Raw genomic sequence first — 20,925 nt, 5'->3', positions numbered from 1 at the left:
GTCTAGCCCCCAGCCCCCACAACACCCTGCATGCGGAACCGCACAGGGCGTTTCACTCAGTAGTGAAGCTTGATCCATCCATCGCGCAGTGATACCAAACCGGCTTTCTTCAGGTATTCATCCGATAATGCTTGGTTAATACCCGGCGTTTTGGAGCTGCGCCACGGGCCTTTGCTGGTGATGCCACAGGCAACGGCAGCCTGCACTCGAACACCCAGCCTGATTAAGTTTCTTACCTTGGTGCGGGGTTTCCGCCATTGCCGCCAATAGGCCATACGGATTCGTCGGCGTATCCAGTGATCAAGCTCGTAACACTCTTGATAACAGTTGGCGATGCCAAAGTAATTGATCCAGCCCGCAATGTACTGGCTGGTCTTAAAGAGCTGGTATCTCATGCTGACGCCCCAGTTTCGGTTAGTGAGCTGCCGAATTCTCTGCTTGAATTTCAGCAGGGCTTTCGGGTGCCATTTGATTCGCCCGTTCTTGAAGGTAAAGCCCAAGAACTTGCTTTCATTGACACTCACTACCTGACTTTTGTCGGTGCTGATCACCAGTGACAAGCGGTCTTCTATAAAGCGGGTGATGCTTTTCAGCACCCTTTCTCCGGCACGCTGGCTTTTGACCAGAATGATGAAGTCGTCGGCATAGCGTGCAAAGAGGTGGCCACGCTTTTCCAGTTCTTTATCCAGAGGGTCGAGCATGATGTTGGCCAGCAGAGGGGACAGAGGCCCCCCTTGCGGAACACCTTCTCGCGTCTCCTGGAAGAGCTGGTTATCGATAAACCCAGCTCGTAGATACCGAGCGATCAGCTGCTTCAATCGCTTATCATGAACCCGTCGGCTCAGTAGCGACATCAGCAGGTCGTGATTCACTCGGTCAAAGAACTTGGACAGATCGACATCTACAGCAATACGCCGTTTCTGCTTGATGATCTGTTGCACCTGCTCGACCGCTTGGTGTCCATTTCTACCCGGCCTGAACCCAAAGCTATTGGGTGAGAAGGTCGGGTCGAAGATCGGGGTGAGCACCTGAGCAATGGCTTGTTGTATAACTCGATCAATCACCGTTGGAATACCCAGCAATCGCTTGCCGCCATCGGGTTTGTCGATCTCCACACGCCTAACCGGTTGTGGGTAGTAGCGACCACTAAGAAGCAGGTCTTTTACCTCGTCCCACTCACCGGATTTCACCCAGGCTGGGAAGGCCTCAATCGTCATCCCATCCACCCCGGCGGCCCCTTTGTTGGCTCGAACCTGTTTCCATGCCTGCTGTAAATTGGCAGGCGAAAGAAATTGCTCGAACAGATCGCTGCTAAAGGCTGGCTTCGAGTCAGCACGCTGAGTCGTGTCATTGCCGTTCGGCATTCGCGTATTCAAGTGTGACAAGGCTCCTCCTTTTACTGAATGTTCAGGCCTTCACCCTGTCCTGCCCATTACGGCAGGCATTTGGCTACTATGCCTTCTGCTGACCTCTGCTTAATCACGCACAGGGTTGCCCCAGTTCGCGCTATCGGTTTTCATCGGTTTGCTCTTTTCAGTTGATGAGGCTGAAAAGCCCAGGCACTTATAGACCAGAGCCTGACTGGTTAGCTGACCGATCGCTGGTTAAGCAGATCTCCCCAGATAAGCGCATGAACTTTCACTGCACTGCTGCATCATTTACGGTGGCCGTTAGATCACCTGGCTTCGTTGTCTTGTGCCAACTCGCCTCCAGCCTACGCCTCGTATGATGTTCTTGTTCATCAGCTCGCAGTTTTGCGTCCGGCTTCCTCCAGACAAGACCTCGCGGTCTTGCCCTTGCCATTCGCTAGTAGTTGTCGCCTACTATCCTGAATATCAGGGTGAGGCGGTGATCTTCCTACAGAGGACTTCCACCTCATTAGTTCATGCCCATGCTGGGCGTACACAAAACTCTCCGCCGCGTTGCCGTTGAAGGCAACCGGCGGTTGAGCTGGCTATCCACGCTTAACCACCGCATCATGGCACTCCTTTTTTACTCGGTGTTTTGCCAGTCCAACTATGTCACCACCACCCTCTGAATCTACTTCCTCCTCACCGCTAAGCGGCTTTTTTGGCGTGTTCCGTTACAGTCGACGCGCGCTTGGCTTAGTGTGGGAAACCTCTCGCTGGATGATGCTTGGCCTAGCACTGTGCACGTTAGTCGCTGGTGTGCTTCCCGCTGTGGCGGCCTGGGTAGGCCAATTGATTGTGGATGGCGTGGTCAGTGCCATGGATGCTCACCAAGCCGCTTCAGATCCTAACCTGTTGGCGTCTATTACCCCCGTTCTCAAGCTAGTGGCTATTGAGGCGCTGATCATTGGATTAATTGCGCTGGCCCAGCGCGGCCTGTCTGCTCAGCAGTCGCTGTTAAGAGCGCTATTGGGTCAGAAAGTCAACGTCATGATTCTGGAGAAAGCCGGTACGCTGTCACTCAGTCAGTTTGAGGATTCAGAGCTTTACGACCAGCTCACCCGTGCGCGGCGTGAGGCCTCTACACGCCCGCTGGCCCTAGTGAATAAAACCTTTGGGCTGCTGCAAAATGCGATCTCACTGGGTAGTTTTGGGGTACTGCTGGTGCAGTTCTCTCCTTGGGCACTGCTGATCCTGGTAGCTGGCGCGCTGCCAGTATTTGTATCGGAGGCCAAGTTCTCGGGCGATGCCTTCCGGCTGTTTCGCTGGCGCTCACCCCAAACCCGTATGCAGATCTATTTAGAGACAGTACTTGCACGGGAAGACAGCATTAAAGAGGTCAAACTGTTTGGTCTTGAAGGGTTATTTCTGCAGCGCTACCGCGATATTTTTACCCAACTGTTTGCAGAAGATCGTCGTTTAACCCTTCGCAGGGAAAGCTGGGGATTTCTGCTCGGATTGCTCGGCACCTTAACGTTTTACGCTGCCTACGGCTGGGTGGTGATTGAAACCATTGCAGGGGCACTGACGTTGGGTCAAATGACCATGTATTTAATGGTTTTCAAGCAAGGCCAGGCGGCGCTCTCCGCCAGTCTTACCGCCATTAGCGGCATGTACGAAGATAACCTTTATCTATCCAATCTTTATGAATACCTGGAGCAACCGGTTGAGGCCGAAAACGGTACGCTAACTCAGGGTGCACAACCTGGGGATGGGCTGCGCTTTGAGAATGTTAGTTTCTCTTACCCTGGCGGCGATTCTGTTCTCCAAGATCCGGTTCTACACGATATTTCGCTGCACCTCTCCCCTGGGCAAAGCTTGGCGTTGGTGGGTGAAAACGGCTCTGGCAAGACCACCCTGATCAAACTTTTGACGCGACTCTACCAACCTACTCAAGGTCGCATTCTATTAGACGGTAGCGACCTACGTGACTGGAGCGCTCAAGCACTACGTGAGCGTACCGGCGTCATCTTTCAGGACTTCGTGCGCTATCAGCTACAGGTTGGTGAGAACCTTGGCGTTGGCGATACCCATGCCTTTGACGATGAGCAGCGCTGGCAGCAAGCCGCACGGCACGGCATGGCGGACGACTTTATTACCCGCATGGGGAATGGCTACAAAACCCAACTGGGCCGCTGGTTTAAAAATGGCCAGGAGCTCTCCGGCGGTCAGTGGCAGAAGATTGCCCTCTCCCGTGCCTATATGCGCGAAAATGCCGACATCATCGTGCTCGATGAACCCACGGCAGCGATGGATGCCGCCGCTGAAGCTGAAGTCTTCGCCCGCTTTCGTGAACATAGCCGCGATAAGATGGCGATACTGATCTCGCACCGCTTCTCCACAGTACGCAGTGCTGATCTTATTTTAGTGATCGACCAAGGGCATATTATTGAACGCGGCACCCATGAAGCGCTGCTGGAAGCTAATGGACGATACGCAAATCTGTTTAGGCTACAGGCCAAGGGATACAAATAAAAACAATTCTTAATCAATCCACTCAAGTTAAAATGTAAACAAAAGTGACAGGTATTACAAAGCGATCGACCAGGTTAATACTTTAAAGGTAAGCTGCGCTCATTATTCCTCACTACTGGAGTGGAAAAATGAACCGCTTTCATCAGATAAAAGTTAAATACGCACTTGCTTTTATAAGTGTTGCATTAGCTCTACTGGTTATTGTCGTAGCAGACGCACTGCTCGTTAACATGATAAAAGCCCGCTTACATACCTTTATTACTAACTATATCCCTGCTACATCAACCGTACTGAACGGAGACCGCGACCTGTATCAAGCACGAGTGGCTGAAATCGAATACCTGTTATCAGCCCCCAGTTCCGAGCGCGCACCAGTACTCATCGCCGAATTTGAAGAGAATGCCCAGCAAGCTTATGATCGCATGCAGGCTTATCTCCAACTGATGCAAGAGCAACCTGAAACCAACACTCAAACCGCAAATTTCGAAGTTCTTTATAGCGATTGGAAACTAGAAGCAACACGCGTTTTCGAGCTGCATCAAAACGGAGAAACGGCTGAAGCATTGAGTATGCTAGCCTGGATTTCTCACGGGGTATAAAAGAAAGCGGCTGAAAGTGTTAACGTTTCAGGGCCTTACACCAAAAACCAACACCAACCGCCGCTTCCAAAATGGTACCTGAAAAACTGACCTTCTCGCCACTCTCACGCCGGCAAATTGAAGCCGATTTCTCTGGGGGCCACATCACCTCCGATGCTGGATTGCTCTTGCTACGGGAAGTCGATAAACAACATCGTCTGACGCACCGCTTGGCCTCCGTGCTTCATGATCCCCGCGCACCGGAACAGGTTCGTCACAAGCTCGACACTCTGGTGCGTCAGCGGGTGTTCGGTGTCGCCGCGGGCTACGAAGATTTTAACGACCATGAGGCCCTACGTTACGACCAAGCGCTTCAGACCGCGCTAGGTGAAGATGAAGTCTTGGCGGGTAAGTCTACACTGTGTCGGAGCGAGCAGAAGGTAGACCGGCAAGCGATGGTGAAGGCCCATGCGTTACTGTGGCATCACTTCATTGAGCAGCATGACCAACCCCCCAAGGAAATCGTGCTGGACTTTGATGGCACCGATATTCCCGTGCACGGCGAGCAACCCGGGAAGTTCTTTAACCGCTATTATGATCACCACTGCTACTTCCCGCTGTATGTCTTCTGTGGCCGCCATCTGCTAGTGAGCTATCTGCGTACCAGTGACCACAGCGACAGCCATCACAGCTGGGCCATCCTGGCGTTACTGGTGCGCTTTATCCGCCAGTACTGGCCCGATACGCGCATTGTGTTACGAGGTGATAGTCACTTTTGTCGCCCCCGGATGCTGAACTGGTGCGATCGGCATCACGTTGACTATATCGTGGGTATCGGTAAGAACAGTCGGCTGCTCAAGGAAGTGGACGTGCCCATGATGCTGGTGCGCAAGACCCAATGGCAGGTGGGAGGCAAAGTGGCAGAGACGTTCCGCTTCCCGTATCAAGCACACTCTTGGAAATACCCACGCTGGGTGGTCGCTCGTCTAGAAGAAAGCGAGCTGGGCTCCAATCCCCGATTTATCATCAGCTCCCGTTACGACGACGGCTTCAAGCTTTACTACGAGCAGTATTGTGCTCGGGGCGACATGGAAAACCGAATCAAGGATCAACAACTGAGCCTGTTTGCTGACCGGACCTCCAGTACGCACTGGTGGGCCAATCAGTGGCGGCTGATCTTATCGGGCTTCGCCTATACGCTGTTCGAGCGCTTACGTACTTACCTGAAGAAGACCCCTTTTGAGCGCATGAGCCCAAGCAACCTGAGGCTCAAACTCATCAAAGTGGGCGCGGTCATCATCCGCAATACGCGCCGAATCCGGGTGTTGATGAGTGACAGCTACCCCTATAAAGCGCAACTATCCGATCTCGTCAGGCGGTTGGTGCCGAACTGAATGCGCGGGCGCCCCCGGCCCGACGCAATGGGGGAAAGGGGGAAGTGTATCTGAACGACGGAAAGTGGTTAAAAAGTAGGCAATTTAAGATGTACCAATAGGTTTTTAATAGCATGGCGGCCTGGGTGCGGTACTTGCTGAGGTGCTATGAGAAATCCGGGCTAAGCTTCTTATTTTTCCCGGGCTGCATTAAGCCCGGGGAAACTTATATTTATCTTATGCATTTTTTCGCTCCATCAAGCTAATGATATAAAACCCAGTTCATGAAAGTAGCCATTGCAGGAACACCTATGCTATCAAATGCGTTAGTTATTGATGATGATCTAGATGTGCAATTACTGGGAAAAATGCTGCTAAACCAACATGGCTACGAGGCTGTGACGGCGGGGAGCCTTGGTGAACTAGCGCGACAACCTTCACTACTCAATGCCGAACTCATTTTGCTTGATCTTGGCCTAGGCGAATTTACAGGTCTTGATATATTAGACTACCTCTATGATTTACGCTTAAAAGCGTCCATCTTGATTATTAGTAGTTGCACTCAGGAAACTGCCGATATCGCGCTTTCAGCAGGCAAAGCAATGGGCTTTCACATGCTTGGTTTTCTACCTAAATCTAAACTGCTTACCGAATTAGCGCCTTTCCTTGAACTATTAAACGATACTCCTAAACCGCCCACAAAAGATGACTTGGCACATGCTATCTTGGAAAATCAACTATTCCTAGTTTATCAACCCAAAATCGATCTTCAACAAGGCCATGTAGTAGGGGTGGAAGCGCTGGTGCGCTGGCAGAATCCAGAGCGTGGGATACTTTACCCTGATAGCTTTATTCCACTTGCTGAACAAAGCGGGCTAATGATCCCCCTAACCCGGTGCGTCATTGAGCTTGCTTTGAGGCAACAAGCGCTGTGGCAGTCGCTGAGGTGTAACCTGAATGTCGCGATCAATATACCAGTGGCTTTTATTCAAGCAGAAGGTGTAGTGGAAGAATTTGATCAACTCATCCAGCAAAGTGGTGCATCACTCGCCAATATTACATTAGAGCTTACCGAATCGGTAGGCGTTGAATGTTTAGGCTATGCAAGCGCTGTACTTAAAACGATGAGACAACGCGGATGCCAACTCGCGTTAGATGATTTTGGTACCGGCTACTCATCTTTAACTCAACTCCATCGATTGCCATTTAGCGAACTCAAAATTGACCGTAGTTTTGTCTCACTTATGGATCAGGATAAAGACGCCCTATCTATAACGCTATCGATCATTGATTTGAGCAAACGCCTTGGGCTTAAGGTCGTTGCCGAAGGCATCGAAACGGCTTCGCAATACGCCCAGCTTGTCGAAGCGGGTTGTAATGTGGGGCAAGGGTACTTTATATCCCGCCCCTTAACGGCTGGCGCCCTGAATGTTTGGTTGTATGAGCATTCGCAAACGACTAAGGACGCTCAGGAAGAGAGCATGTTAACTCGCTGCAACGCTTGCTGTGTCGTTGTTCGTAGTCCTGCTAAGCATTCCACATAAGCCGCAAGTTCATCTAGTGGTGCTTTTAGCGCTGCTTTCTCCAACTGGCTGGCCTGCTCTGCAATCGCTATGCAGCCAAGAGAGGAAGCAGCGCCCTTTAATGAGTGCGCCTCTTGATACAACGCTTCGCGATCCTCTGCCTGCCAGTAGGCATCCAGGCGAGCATTGCGATCATTCAACCGGGTTAAAAACGTGGTCAGCAAATGATTTAGATCAATGGGTTCAAAAGCATCTTTTAGCTCAGTACAAATACGCGCATCTAACACTTGCTCCTGATTGTTCGTATCTGATGACGGAGTGAGGCTCTGAGCAGTAGGTTCAATTGAGTGAGAAGTGACGAATTCTGAAGCACCTGGCGGGGATAGATAGCGGCAGATGACCTGATATAGTTCATCTCGCGTAAATGGTTTATGAATCATATCGTCCATCCCGCTATTAATGCAGCGTTCGCGATGTTCCGACATGACGTTCGCGGTCATCGCGACGATAGGCAGCCTGGGCAGTGCATTTTGTGCCTCATAATTGCGCCAACGCCGAGTTGTTTCAGTGCCATCAAGCATAGGCATCTGCATATCCATTAACACTAAATCAAATCTGCGATGCTCGCTTTCTAGTTGATTGAGCGCTTCTTGACCATTTTCTGCAATCGACACCTGCTGCCCCAGACGCTCAAGCATCACTTGAGCAACCGTTTGATTAAGCGGATTATCCTCAACCACTAAAATATGGTAATTATCAGCGAGCCCAAGCTGATTCTTCCCTGTTAGGTAAATGGTCACAGGTTCAGTCGCAGGCATATTGACGCGAAACCAGAATCGGCTACCTATTCCTTGCTGACTATTGACGCCTATCTCACCTTGCATTGCTTCTACTAACCGTTTACATATGGCAAGCCCAAGGCCGGTGCCTTCATGGCGACGTGCAATTGAAGTGTCCACTTGAGAAAAAGCTGAAAATAACTGCGTTTGATCAGCTTCATTGATACCGCACCCCGTGTCATGCACCTCTACGAGGATATTATCGTTTTCTAACGGTTTTACATGGCACTTTACAAACCCTTCTTCCGTAAACTTCAGCGCGTTATTAATTAAGTTCATTATTATTTGGCGTAACCGCGCGATGTCACCCATAACATAACGTGGCAGAGTGGGATCGATAGAGTAACTGAAGGCTACCTTCGCCTTGGGCTCACGAAGCGTGTAGCTTTCACATAGTTCGTCAATGCACTGATAAAGATCAAACGGTTGATAGTCTAACTCAAGACGCCCAGACTCAATTTTGGTGTAATCGAGAATATCGTTAATGACTGCGCGAAGACTCTCAGCACTCCGCTTCAGCGCCGCTAAATACGTCTTTGCGGTAGGGGTTTTTACCTCTTCGCTAAGCAAATCGGCCATACCGACCACCCCGTTTAACGGTGTCCGTATTTCATGGCTCATAACGGCCATAAACTCCGATTTCGCTAAGCTTGCTTTCTCAGCCTGTTTGGCCGCCTCATTTAATTCTAACCCCTTAACCTCTAATGCCTGCGCCTTGCGAATACTCGACCGCCCTTCCAAGATCAACGCGCGAACTAACATACCGCCTGAAAACATTAACAAGGTAATAAGTAACAGCACCAATCCGTAGAGACGTGTCAACACCCGCCGCTCCTCACTACGCATTCGAGATACATGCGCATTGGTTTCTATTAAGATGGTGCCGGTGAGCTGCTGGAGGTTAGAAGCCTTGTCCAACAGCGTGGTTATCAACGCACTATTTAATTCAGCGGTGTTATCCCATAGCGGCTCAAGTAAGGTTTCCATCTCTAAAATCAGCACTTCCGTCTGCCGAATAACCCCTTCGACACGCTCAAGCTCACTCACCACCTTCCCAATATCACCTTGAAAAAAGAGTGTTTTCCGACTAAATAGGATTTCATAACGCAATAACACATCATCAGCAGTCGCGGTATCAGCCTGCATTTCGAGTAACATTAAACGAAGTTCACGCACTTCTCGGTCATACTGGTAACCGGCCCACAACAAATTTTCAAGCAGACGATTCTCCAGCGCATGTTGGCGGTTAAAAATAACACCGCCGGTAGTTAGCGCTGAAAGAAAAAAAAGGATCGCTGAAAACGTAGCGACCCTGGTGCGGCGGGTAAAATAAAACTTCATGGCGGCCAACATACCCATTACCTGCTTATGTTAATCAATCTCTATGCGCTTTACCTGCCACACTGAGCGTGAAAGGATTTCTTCATTCAAGAGTTCAGGATGTTGGTCAAAAGGATAAATAACGAATAGCGGCCCCTGATCGCGAACGCGCAGTGCTCTTCCGTCTGCTTGCATAGCCAGGATTACATCGAGATTCTCAAAATCACTGATAGGTATCGTTGCTGCGTACTCATTGAGCGCCACCACACGCATATTCTCCCCTTTGGCATCAGCGGCTTCCAGTATGGCCCGCCCCAAAGGACCAGAGAATCGCACCACGCCATCATACCAAGGCGTGCGGGTAGTCGTTTCGTGTTGATCCAAGGCTTCTAACATCGCTTTATCAAAATGGGCTTCGTTCCCCACATTGGGCTGCCCCAACTCACCACTTATCACCAGTATGACCGGACCTTCCGGCACCTCAAGCGCATTAGCACAAGTCGACATGAGAGCAAAGCTCGCTACCATGAATAAAAACCTGAACTCAAAAATCACAGATCGATTTATCATGAAGCACCTCAGCACTGACGGTTAAGAATGCCACCAGTATATATCGGCCATCTGAGAGTTAACTGTGAACCTTTGTGTCAACGTACCAACATCAACTAAACTTTATGCATGAGCTTTTTGCGTCTACGAGCATGGCGTTTAAAATACGAAAATAAGGGAAATCATCATGCATATTGGCGTACTTGAAGATGATCTAGACCAGCAGGCTTTCATTGAGCTGTGTCTCACAACCGCGGGCCATCAGGTATCTTTATTCACTCGCTCTAGCGAGCTTCGTCGCGCAACTCAACAGCAAACGTTTGATTTTTTTATCATTGACTGGCGGCTACCGGATAGTTGCGGCATGGATGTGGTCTCTCATTTACGCCAGCACGAGGGATGGCAGGGCCCAATACTTTTTATTACCGCCAGCCAGGGTGAAGACGACGTTGTTAAAGCACTGGAGCAAGGCGCAGACGATTTTCTCACCAAACCTCTTCGCCCCAATGAGCTTATTGCCAGGGTGAGTGCATTAGGCCGGCGTTTAGGGCATTCAGTACCTCGTCCAGCCTCCGCATGCCCCGATACCTTTACTCTGCATACCGATGAGCACTACATCAGCGTGGCAGGCAACGCCGTTGATTTAACCGAACGAGAGTATCGGCTAGCCGCGCTTTTTTTCTCAAAAATTGGTGAGCTGATTACCCGCGCGCATTTATTAGAGTTGGTATGGGGCATTAAAGGGGACGTTTCGACGCGCACAGTGGATACCCACGTAAGCCGCCTACGTCGTAAATTGGAGCTGGATGGGCGCCATGGCCTGCGGCTACGCAGCGTTTACCAATCGGGGTATCGCATGGAGACTTGCCAAACCAACCACCTTGAACACGTCGCTAAATAGGTTGGCGCTTTAGCCACAGAAAAAGCGGGGGGCGCTTTATGATTAGAAAAACGTGCAGAGATATAGCCAAATCACTTGTTGCGAGCAACTTATACTCAAGCGGCTTGGCTATATCCCTGCTTAGCGCCTGTATTAGTGGTACGCCCTTTACGTGTGTAACTCCCTTTACCCTTTTTAGGGGTTTGCTGCTGCATTTTAAACATCGGCGTTCTTAGCTGCGCTTTTAACGCGTTATCTTGAATCTTGCGCTGTTTCATCATGTTCTCCGCTAATTTAAGGATGCCTGCCAATGGCAAGCATCCGTTAAGACAGCTATTAATTTTTAGCGTTCCACGTTTTGCCTATTCCGAGTTATTTATTCAATCAGTTTACTCATCCCACGCAGGCGCAAAGTCGGGGTTAGCGATACGCTCTTGGCGATCCAACATGGCAATATCTGCCATTTCGCTGTCGCTTAGCACTAAATCAAAAGCGGAAATATTGCTTTGAATATTACGTGCCTTAGTGGAAGAAGGAATGGTGGTCATATTGCGCTGTTTTACCCAGGCCAGGGTAATTTGCGCAGGCGTTACGCCATGGGTGTCGGCAATTTTCTGAAGAGTCGGATCTTCCATTACTTTGCCCACTGCCAATGGCATAAAGGCGGTCACCTGAATATTTTGGTGCTCGCAGTGATCAACTAATTTACGGTTTTGAAGAAAAGGGTGAACTTCGATCTGATTGGTCAGAATTTCACCTTTACCCAGAATACTAATCGCTTCGTCCACCTGTTCGCAGGTGAAATTGGAAATACCGATATGGTGCGCTTTACCTTCTGCTTTGACTTCTTTAAGCGCCGTCAAATAATCTGCCATCGGCACTTCATTATTGGGCGACGGCCAGTGAATCAACAGCAGATCAACGTAACCTGTACCCAGTTTCTGAAGACTTTCATCTACGCTGGCCTTCAGCGTGGCAGGTTCCAGGTTGTCGAACCACACCTTGGTAGTGAGGAAAATATCGCTGCGGTGCACATCACTGTCACGAATCGCTGCACCCACTTCCGCTTCATTACCATAAAACTGTGCCGTATCGATGTGCCGATACCCCGCCTCAAGCGCCGCATGAATACTCTGCTTGAGCGTTTCGCCTTCCAGGCGAAAGGTACCGAAACCGGGGTTTGGCATTACATTTTGCATCATTAACGTCCTTTTCTATTGATAGCGTGTTAACTAACATGGGGTGGCAACCGCTTTACTTCAACCCTTTGTTATTGAAACCTCGCCCATCATGAAGACGCCATGACCTCCTCTACCGACGCGCTAGCCTCTCCTTCAACACCTTTATTGCCGCTGCACCGCCAATCGGGCTTTTTGAGCTTTTTACTTTCCCGCTTGGCGGCCGTCTTTGCCATGCAGATTCAAGCTATTGTGGTAGCTTGGCAGGTTTACGATATCACCCGCGACCCCATGGCCCTGGCGTATGTCGGCCTGGCCCAGTTTCTGCCCATGGTGCTGCTTCTGCTGCCCGCGGGAGATGTCGTTGACCGCTTCTCGCGCAAGCGCATCCTGCAGCTTAGCTGGGGAGTACAAGGGCTATGTAGCGCGCTCCTGCTCACGCTTTCACTCAACGGTAGCCAAAATGTGGTTGGATTTTACGCGGTGCTGGCGTTGTTTGGAGCGGCGCGTGCCTTTACTGGCCCTGCCCTGCAGAGTTTGCTGCCTAATATCGTGCCCCGCGCACAGCTTGCCTCGGCCATTGCCTTGAATAGCTCGATCATGAAAATCGCCGTGATCGCTGGCCCGCTAATAGGCGGCATTCTGTATGGCTTGGGCGGTGGCAGCCTCGCCTACAGCGTATGTTTAGGCTGTTTTATGGCCGCACTGATACTGCTGCTCCCGGTGCCGATTCGCTACGTTGAAACCGCCAAGGCGCTGGAAAGCACCGCCGTGAAGCGCTTCACCGCAGGTATTCGCTATATCCGCCATCAGCCGATTATCCTGGGTGCCATTTCTCTCGACCTGTTCGCGGTGCTGCTAGGCGGTGTCGTGGCACTGCTGCCCATCTATGCTCAGGAGGTGCTCCACGTTGGGCCGGAAGGGCTGGGCGCGCTACGCAGCGCCATTGCGGTCGGCGCACTATTGATGGGGTTGTATCTGGGGATAAAGGGCATCAAACGCCGTGCTGGCTTGGTCATGTTTATGGCGGTGGCTATTTTCGGTATTGCCAACCTGGTGTTCGCCTTTTCGACGTTTTTTTGGCTCTCAATGCTAGCCATGTTAGTGGCGGGTGCCGCCGATATGATTAGTGTCTATGTACGCATGACGCTGATCCAACTTGCCACCCCCGATGAGATGCGCGGGCGGGTGAATGCGGTCAATATGTTGTTTATCGGCTCCAGCAATGAGCTAGGTGAGTTTCGTGCAGGCAGTATGGCGGCAGGATTGGGTGCCGTACCTGCGGCCGTTATTGGCGGTGTTGGTACACTGGCCGTGGTCGGCGCCTGGATGAAACTTTTCCCGACGTTACGCCGGGTTGACCGTTTTGACGATGCGCGCTGACCATACTTGTAGCGCTCATCAGCGCAGCAGCAGGGCAATGACCGTAATCGCCAGCGTCAGCGATACACCTTTCCAGAACAGTACCGGGTCACGTTCTAGCAGGGGTAACTGGGCGCGCTTAAGCATTTCTTGGCTTGGCGAGCGCAGCTCAAAGATAAACTCCGAAAGCGCTGAATAGCGCTTGTGAGGGTTGGGGTGCAAGGCTTTTTTGAGCACCTCATCCACCCAGGCGGGCAGTTCACGGTTTTCGCTGAGGGCTGATTGATAGGCAAGTTTATGCTGTGCCGCCCGAGTGCGGGTTTTGGCCACCTCGGTGCCATAGGGAAGCGTTCCGGTGAGCAGTTGGTAAGTGATAACGGCCAGGGAGTATTGATCTGCCTGGGGAGATCCCCCCTCCCCCAGAAAATACTCCGGCGCGGTGTACTGGGCGGTGCCTAAAATATCGCTGCCAGCCAGGTCTTCGCCCGCTGCCTCGGCAATACCAGCCACCTTGGCTGCACCAAAATCAATCAGCGTTACGGTGCCGTGGCGGTCAACCATGACGTTGTCGGGGCGCAAATCCTGATGCAGCATTTCCAGACGGTGGAAGGCGCGCAGCCCTTTGGCAATCTGCTCGACAATCGGGCGCACGCTGGTCAACTCGGCGTTGGGGTGATCGCGCATCCATTGGGTCAGGGTGTGCCCTTCGATATATGCCAGCACCGTATAAAGGTAGTGGCGAGGGCGTTCTTGCGCGGGGGCTTTTAGCACGTGGGCATTGTCGATTCGGCGGGCAATCCACTCTTCGCGCACAAACCGCTCAATGCTTGCCGGGTCTTGGCTTAGCTCGGTGGAAAGGGTCTTCAGCGCCACTTTATGGCCACTTGCTATCTCTTCTGCCAAGAAGACATGGCTGCGGCTACTGGCATGCAGTGGGCGCACAATACGATAGCCGTCCAGCTCGCTTCCTACGCGCAGCTCCGGCGGCTGGGGTAGCGCACCAAGTGCTGCATAAAGCTCATCCGCACGGCCGTCGGGCAGCGTTTCAATGCGTACAATCTGCACCGTCAGATTATCATCGCTACCGTTCTCGATTGCCACGGTAATCATCGCCTCGGCGGCGGCGTCCAGATCGCTCCAGTGGGCATGAATCAGTGCCGCCATTTCGGTCGCTGGCAGCCACTCATAAACCCCATCGGTGGCGAGCACAAACACATCGCCTGCACTAATCGATACCGCACGATAATCCAGCTCCAGATGCTGACTAGCGCCCATGGCTCGGCTTAAATGACTCACTTCCCGTGACGCCCAGAAGCGGTGGTCCTCGGTCAACGGCTCCAGCGTGTTGCCCGCCAGCTGGTAGATGCGGCTATCGCCGACATGAAATAGATGCGCAGTGGTGGACTTGATCACCATCGCGCTCAAGGTACATACATAACCGCGATCCAAATTGTAGCGGTACTGGCTTTGCCGGGTTTGGGCGTAAAGCCATGCATTGGTGGCCTGCAGTACTCGCTGGGCCGAGGTTTTCACCGCCCAGGTGGCCGGGGTGGCGTAGTAGTCCGTCAGAAAGCCGCCCACCGCTGCTTCACTTGCCTCTCGGCTCACCTCGCTACTGCTGATCCCATCCGCCAACGCGATCGCAATGCCTTTGGTGGCACGCTGGGATTCATTGGGCAGGTAAGCGCCATAAAAATCCTGATTGCTTGGTTTACGCCCTTTATCTGAGTGCTGGCCTAGCGAAATGGTCAGCGTTGCCATCGGCTAACGAGCACCTTCGCTGGAACGACATACGGCGGCTAGCTCAACGGGCGACGTGGCGACCCTTTGCACCACGCTGCCCACCACAATCAAGCAGGGAGATGGCAGAGGGTGGGCGGCAAGTTTTTCGGGCATATCCGCAAGTGAGCCCACCAGCGACTGCTGTTCGGGCTGGCTGGCATTGGCAACTAGCATAATGGGCCACTCATCCGGCAGCCCCGCCTGACGCAGGCCGTGACAAATTGCACTCACTTTGGAAAGCCCCATGTAAAACACCAGGGTTTCATCTTTACGCGCCAGTGCTTGCCAGTCCGGCGTGCCGTCTTCGCGGCATAGCTGGGCGGTAACAAAGCGCAGCTGCTGCGCATGGCCACGATCAGTGAGTGGGATACCCATGCAGGCTGCGGCGGCAGAGGCCGCGGTAATTCCTGGCACAATAGTGGCAGTCACCTGGGCGGCGGCCAGGGCATCCAGTTCCTCGCCCATGCGCGCAAACACCGCCGGGTCGCCGCCCTTAAGCCGCACTACCGATTTTCCTTCGCGGGCGAGTTTTACCATCAGCTCACCGATTTCCGCTTGCGGTACGCTGTGGTGGCCGCGGGCTTTGCCCACGTAGTAGCGCTCGCTGCCGTTGGGAATCAGCGCCAGCACGTCATCGCCCACCAAGCGGTCATACACCACGGCATCTGCCTGCATTAACAGCCGAGCGGCCTTGAGGGTTAACAGCTCCGCATCACCACTGCCTGCACCGACCAGATAGACCTGACCGGCGTGGCACTCGCCATGCAGCGGCAGGCGTAAATCAGTGTCACATTTGCGACCCAACGATGACCGCACTGGTGACGACAATCGCATAAAGGCGTTAAACCACTTCAGTAGCAATGGGTTGCTTAGTACGCGCATTGGGCCGCTCCTCTTCAATCAGTGATTTCAATTCAGGAATACAGCTACCGCATTGGGTGCCGCAGGCAAGTCTCGCGCCCAACGCTTCTACGCTGGTATCGCCTGCACGAATAGCGTTGGCAATGGTGGTTTGGCCGACCTGGTGACAGCTGCACACCACCGGGCCAGTATCAGCAGCGCCGTCATCGCAGCCCGCTAATAAGCGGCGGCGGTGGGTATCGCTTAGCTCCGCCTCGTTAAAACGCGCTTCCAGCCAAGCCAGCCCTGGCAACTCTTTGGGTGGGCCAACCATCAGCCACCAGCGCAGCTTGCCATTTTCCACACAGGCGGCACGCAGCCGTCCGTTAGTGGGGTCTTGGCTGACCACCGCTACTTCCCCAGGCAGCCACTCTTTCAACTGCGCCAACCAATCGTTAACCGACTGTGTATGGGCAAGCTGCCAGCGCTGGCAGCCGCGCATGGGTATAAGTGTCCAATAAGCACTGATGCACCACGGCGTCAACTCAGTGGCGCCATCAGCGACCAGCAGAGTGGCCTGCCACTCAGTGGCAAGCGGGCCCAACGCCACGGCGCCGTGCTTTGATTCCGGCTGCCCTGAAAGCGGGTCTGTGATGCCGCCGATCAGCGCGCTACTTCTGGCCTGCTGGGTAAAACAGTCAGTCCAGTGGATGGGCACAAACACCTCGCCGCGGCGCTGGGCATTGGACACCCGCACTCGAGCCCGAAACTCGCCCTTCGCGGCGCTTAGTACCGCCAAGCCTTGATCTACCACACCGGCGTCCTGAGCGTCATCAGGATGCACGTCCATGAACGGCTCCGCACGGTGATTCATCAGCCTCGGGGCGCGCGCAGTACGGGTCATGGTGTGCCACTGATCACGGATTCGACCGGTGTTTAAACGCAGCGGATAGGCGGCGCTGAGCGATTGTTCAGGGCCCTGTGGCTTAATCGCCAACAGTTTGGCACGGCCATTGGCCGTGGCAAACTCACCATCTTCAAACAGGCGCGCGGTTCCCTGCGGCGCTCGAGCCGTCACCGGCCACTGAACCGGCACCAAGGCATCGTAGTCTTTCCGGCCCAAGCCCACCAAGCCCGAGATATCGAAAAGCCGCTTCGGGCTGCCGGCTAGCCCATTTTCAAAGCCAGACAGACGGGCGTGTTCATCGAATATTTCCCAAGGGTGCGAGTATTCAAACGCCTCGGCAAACCCCAGCCGCTTGGCCACTTCGGCGATGATCCACCAATCATGGCGAGCTTCCCCTGGGGGTGGCAGCATCCCCCGCTGGCGGGAGATGCGCCGCTCGGAGTTGGTCACGGTACCATCTTTTTCTGACCACCCCGAGGCTGGCAGCACGATATCTGCATAAGGCAGCAAATCGGTATGGGCGGCACACTCAGAGACAATCACCAGCGGGCATTTTTCCAGCGCAGCGCGTACTCGCGCGGCATCGGGCAGGCTAATCGCGGGATTGGTGGCCATTACCCAGAGCGCTTTTATCTCGCCTCGCTCAATGGCTTCAAACAGTTCCACCGCTTTATAACCCGGCCCTTCCGGCAGGATGGGCGTGAGATTATCGGTCGCCCAGAAGCGACTGACCAGATCAATGGCGCCGGGGGTGTGGTAATCCATATGCGCAGCTAGCTGGTTGGCCAGCCCGCCTACTTCGCGCCCACCCATGGCATTGGGTTGACCGGTAATCGAGAACGGCCCTGCCCCCGGCAAACCGATTTTTCCGCCCGCTAGGTGGCAGTTAATAATCGCATTGCATTTATCGGTGCCGCTGGCGGATTGGTTAACGCCCTGGGAATAGAGCGTGACCACATGCAGTTGGCTGGCAAACCAGTAGTAGAAGGTTTCCAGACGCTCAGGGTCGACATCGCAGGCAGCCGCTACTTCCGCTACCGAGCCAGCGGTTTGTTGCGCTGCCGCCAGGGCCTCTTCAACGCCTTCGGTGTGACGCTCAAGATAGAGGGTATCGAGCTTGCGACGCTTTGCCATCCACGCCAGCAGGCCATTAAATAGGTAAGCATCGCTGCCCGGTTTAATCCCCAGGTAGAGGTCAGCGATTTCGCAGCTATCGGTCACGCGCGGGTCAATGACGACCAAGCGCATCAGTGGGTTGCGCTCTTTAGCAACTTTAATGCGTTGGTAAAGCACCGGATGGTTCCAGGCCAAGTTGGAGCCCACCAGCACGACCAGCTCCGCCTCTTCCAAGTCTTCGTAGTTGCACGGCACCGCATCTGCACCGAAGGCACGCTTATAGCCAGCGACCGCAGAAGCCATGCACAGTCGCGAGTTGGTATCTAAATGAGGGGTGCCCAAGAAGCCTTTAAACAGCTTATTAGCGATATAGTAATCTTCAGTTAAGAGCTGCCCCGACAGGTACGCCGCTACGCTGTGATTGCCATGCTCGGCCCGCTGAGCGTTTAAACGCTCAGCGGTGATGCTCAGTGCGGACTCCCAGGAGACCTCGACGCCATCTACACGCGGATGCGTCAGGCGGCCCTGCTCGCCCAACGTCTCATGTAGCGCAGAACCTTTGACACACAGCCGGCCATAATTCGCAGGGTGCTCACGGTCGCCTTCTACTGCGCTCAGCGTGCCTGCTTCAATGGTCGCCGTCACGCCGCAGCCGACGCCGCAGTAGGGGCATGTGGTTTTGGCCTGAGTCATAGCTACTCCTCGGATTCCTCATTAGCGCCAAGCAAAAAAACGCCCAGTCCTGTTCTCTAATGCGCTATGTAAACGCATTAAGAGAAAAGGGCTGGACGTCGTTGCCACAGCGCACCTTCAACGGTGCAGTACTCTTTACAATGGTTTCTTCAAACAAATGAAGACTTACTAACAGCTACACATTTTCTAACGGCTACTTATTCTTCTAATAACGGCTTTGGAGTTGTTCGCTGCCATCGCCAAACAATGAGCGCTTATCCCTTATTAACTCACTTATTGCCTTGATAGCTGCAAGAGCCAAGCCGACAACCGACCTATTGAAAATTAACTACTTAAAAACAAATAGTTAAAAAATAAAAGAGCATCACGCAGCGCTCTTTTTAGCACTCCGGTCACGCTAAATGGCGTGTGAGAGTGCACGCCACCTCCCTTTCGCACCATCGCTGTGCAGCTTGCTCAAGCAGCGACGCGTCCGCACCTCCTCCCTTGCTCCTTAAACACCTGAAATGCTTGAAAAAAAAGTGATTAATAGCCAGTTGGCTAGCTCCTTGCTTTATACACGGTAAGGTTTTTAATCAGCTGGCAGCCAATGGCGGTTGCCGCGCGTTTAAAGCATAGATTTTAAACAACGCTATCGGGCAACGACGCCCCTGATGCTCCCCTTTTCTACACATCGTGGAAAGGAAGGTGCGTTAGGGGCTTTTTTTGTTTGGTGCTCAAGAAGCCGCAAAGACACAGAGGAGCCACCCATGGAAACCACTTCCCGGTGCTCACACAATGACCATCTCAATGACCATCTGGTGATTATTGGCAACGGTATGGCCAGCCACCGCCTGATTGAGGCGTTGGTAAAACTACCCACGCGCCCTCAACACATCACGGTGATTGGCGCCGAGCCAACTCCTGCATATAACCGTATTCTGCTCTCGCCACTGCTGGCTGGCGAGATGAATCAGGATGCACTCACTCTGCGCGATGCTCAGTGGTACGAGGACCAGGGTGTCACGCTGATTCTTGGCGAAAAGGTCGACGCCCTTCATCGCGACCGCCAAACCGTGGTCACCAACACCGGCCGCACGCTGCCTTACGACCACCTAGTGCTTGCTACCGGCTCGCGCCCAGCAATGCCCGATGTGCCTGGTATTGATCTAGCGGGCGTGCACGGTTTTCGTGACCTGCAAGATGCTGATGCGTTGACCGACATCGCTCAACGCGGTGGTGAGGCAGTCGTGATTGGCGGCGGTCTGCTAGGCCTGGAAGCTGCCGAAGGGCTGCGTAAGCGCGGCAACGATATCAGCGTCAGCGTGCTCCAGCGCAGCGAACGGCTAATGAACCGCCAGCTGGATACGACCGCCTCACATCTGCTTGAAAACGAACTGGCCCAGCGCGGCTTGAAGATTGTTACCAGCGCCCAGTTAGCACGTTTAGAAGGCGACGCCCAAGGACAGGTCAGCAAGATTCATCTTGATGATGGCCGCCAACTGGCTGCCACGAGCGTCATTATCGCGGCGGGCATTACGCCTAACGCAGCCCTTGGCCACCAAGCGGGCCTGACCACCGAGCGCGCTATCGTGGTGGATGAATTTCTCACCACCAGCGACCCGGCGATCTCAGCGCTGGGCGAGTGCTGCCAATTTGATGGCACTACTTATGGCTTGGTGGAACCGATCTGGCGTCAGGTGGAAGTACTCGCCGCCCGGCTAGGTGGCACGCCTACCCTTGGCTACACGGATGTCCCCAGCGCCACCAAACTTAAAATCAGCGGCGTGGCGCTCTACGCCTTTGGCCCCACCGAGGCCAGCGCCGAGCACGAAGTGCTGAGCTACCACGATATTGAGCGCGGCGACTACCGCCGCCTGCTGTTGCGTGACGGTCAAATAGAGGGCGCGGTGCTTTACGGCGACACCAGCCAAGGCCCTTGGTACTTCGAGCAAGCGCTAGCGGGTAGCGATCTGAATAACTGCCGTCAGGCGCTGCTTTTTGGCGCCGCCGACGTTAGCGCCCTACAGGCAGCCCAAGGCGATTCTGACACTTCTCATCTTCCTACTTCAGAGGCGGCATAACGATGGTTACTAATAATGTTACTAACGACGTTACTAAC

At 53.3% G+C, this 20,925-nt stretch carries 15 protein-coding genes; 7 read left to right on the top strand and 8 right to left on the bottom strand.

The window, feature by feature from the left end; translation table 11 throughout:
• Positions 1 to 56: 56 nt before the first annotated feature.
• A complete protein-coding gene (gene ltrA / locus ACWI0H_RS04545; protein ID WP_336275325.1) occupies positions 57 to 1,385 on the bottom strand; it encodes a group II intron reverse transcriptase/maturase in 1,329 nt (442 codons plus the stop codon).
• 633 nt (positions 1,386 to 2,018) lie between these two features.
• On the opposite strand from ltrA, the gene ACWI0H_RS04540 reads away from it, so the two are divergent.
• The 4 genes from ACWI0H_RS04540 to ACWI0H_RS04525 all read left to right on the top strand — a co-directional run bounded on the left by ACWI0H_RS04540 (position 2,019) and on the right by ACWI0H_RS04525 (position 7,379).
• Positions 2,019 to 3,884 carry an ABC transporter ATP-binding protein gene (locus tag ACWI0H_RS04540; RefSeq protein WP_485875113.1) on the top strand — a complete coding sequence of 622 codons (1,866 nt, stop codon included), beginning with the start codon at positions 2,019 to 2,021 and terminating at the stop codon, positions 3,882 to 3,884.
• A 128-nt stretch (positions 3,885 to 4,012) separates the two neighbouring features.
• Complete coding sequence (locus ACWI0H_RS04535; RefSeq protein WP_485875111.1) at positions 4,013 to 4,483, top strand: MCP four helix bundle domain-containing protein; 471 nt, start codon at positions 4,013 to 4,015, stop codon at positions 4,481 to 4,483.
• Between the two features lie 71 nt (positions 4,484 to 4,554).
• Positions 4,555 to 5,856 carry an IS1380 family transposase gene (locus ACWI0H_RS04530; protein ID WP_101146771.1) on the top strand — a complete coding sequence of 434 codons (1,302 nt, stop codon included), beginning with the start codon at positions 4,555 to 4,557 and terminating at the stop codon, positions 5,854 to 5,856.
• 263 nt (positions 5,857 to 6,119) lie between these two features.
• Positions 6,120 to 7,379, top strand: a complete 1,260-nt coding sequence (locus ACWI0H_RS04525; protein ID WP_485875109.1) for an EAL domain-containing protein — start codon at positions 6,120 to 6,122, stop codon at positions 7,377 to 7,379.
• Here the strand turns inward: ACWI0H_RS04525 and ACWI0H_RS04520 are convergent.
• Entirely contained in the window at positions 7,304 to 9,550 is a 2,247-nt protein-coding gene (locus ACWI0H_RS04520; RefSeq protein WP_485875107.1) for an ATP-binding protein, read from the bottom strand. The genes ACWI0H_RS04525 and ACWI0H_RS04520 overlap by 76 nt on opposite strands.
• A gap of 18 nt (positions 9,551 to 9,568) precedes the next feature.
• A complete protein-coding gene (locus ACWI0H_RS04515) occupies positions 9,569 to 10,024 on the bottom strand; it encodes a putative pterin-binding protein (RefSeq protein WP_485875105.1) in 456 nt (151 codons plus the stop codon).
• Between the two features lie 229 nt (positions 10,025 to 10,253).
• Between ACWI0H_RS04515 and ACWI0H_RS04510 the strand changes: the two genes are divergently transcribed.
• On the top strand, positions 10,254 to 10,967 hold the full coding sequence (locus ACWI0H_RS04510) for a response regulator transcription factor (protein ID WP_485875103.1): 714 nt from the start codon (positions 10,254 to 10,256) through the stop codon (positions 10,965 to 10,967).
• A gap of 95 nt (positions 10,968 to 11,062) precedes the next feature.
• Here the strand turns inward: ACWI0H_RS04510 and arfA are convergent, their stop codons facing one another.
• Complete coding sequence (gene arfA / locus ACWI0H_RS04505) at positions 11,063 to 11,257, bottom strand: alternative ribosome rescue factor ArfA (RefSeq protein ID WP_246286880.1); 195 nt, start codon at positions 11,255 to 11,257, stop codon at positions 11,063 to 11,065.
• Between the two features lie 78 nt (positions 11,258 to 11,335).
• Positions 11,336 to 12,145, bottom strand: a complete 810-nt coding sequence (gene dkgB / locus ACWI0H_RS04500; protein ID WP_336274825.1) for a 2,5-didehydrogluconate reductase DkgB — start codon at positions 12,143 to 12,145, stop codon at positions 11,336 to 11,338.
• A gap of 102 nt (positions 12,146 to 12,247) precedes the next feature.
• Between dkgB and ACWI0H_RS04495 the strand changes: the two genes are divergently transcribed.
• Entirely contained in the window at positions 12,248 to 13,507 is a 1,260-nt protein-coding gene (locus ACWI0H_RS04495; protein ID WP_485875101.1) for an MFS transporter, read from the top strand.
• Between the two features lie 18 nt (positions 13,508 to 13,525).
• Here ACWI0H_RS04495 and ACWI0H_RS04490 read toward each other — a convergent pair whose 3' ends face one another.
• Genes ACWI0H_RS04490 through ACWI0H_RS04480 form a run of 3 tightly spaced genes read right to left on the bottom strand, consistent with a single transcriptional unit; the run spans position 13,526 to position 18,824 of the window.
• Positions 13,526 to 15,247, bottom strand: a complete 1,722-nt coding sequence (locus ACWI0H_RS04490) for a bifunctional protein-serine/threonine kinase/phosphatase (protein ID WP_485875099.1) — start codon at positions 15,245 to 15,247, stop codon at positions 13,526 to 13,528.
• Positions 15,248 to 15,250: 3 nt separating this feature from the next.
• Complete coding sequence (gene cobA / locus ACWI0H_RS04485; RefSeq protein ID WP_336274821.1) at positions 15,251 to 16,150, bottom strand: uroporphyrinogen-III C-methyltransferase; 900 nt, start codon at positions 16,148 to 16,150, stop codon at positions 15,251 to 15,253.
• Positions 16,110 to 18,824: a nitrate reductase gene (locus ACWI0H_RS04480; RefSeq protein WP_336274820.1), complete on the bottom strand. Its 2,715-nt coding sequence runs from the start codon at positions 18,822 to 18,824 to the stop codon at positions 16,110 to 16,112. The genes cobA and ACWI0H_RS04480 overlap by 41 nt, the downstream gene beginning before the upstream one ends.
• A 749-nt stretch (positions 18,825 to 19,573) precedes the next feature.
• Here ACWI0H_RS04480 and ACWI0H_RS04475 point away from each other — a divergent pair.
• A complete protein-coding gene (locus ACWI0H_RS04475) occupies positions 19,574 to 20,887 on the top strand; it encodes an NAD(P)/FAD-dependent oxidoreductase (protein ID WP_336274819.1) in 1,314 nt (437 codons plus the stop codon).
• Positions 20,888 to 20,925 lie beyond the last annotated feature (38 nt).

The sequence above is a fragment of the Halomonas sp. NYA30 genome, from assembly GCF_976980765.1.
The sequence above is the reverse complement of the archived record's forward strand: the minus strand, read 5'-3'. Positions and strand labels throughout refer to the sequence as shown.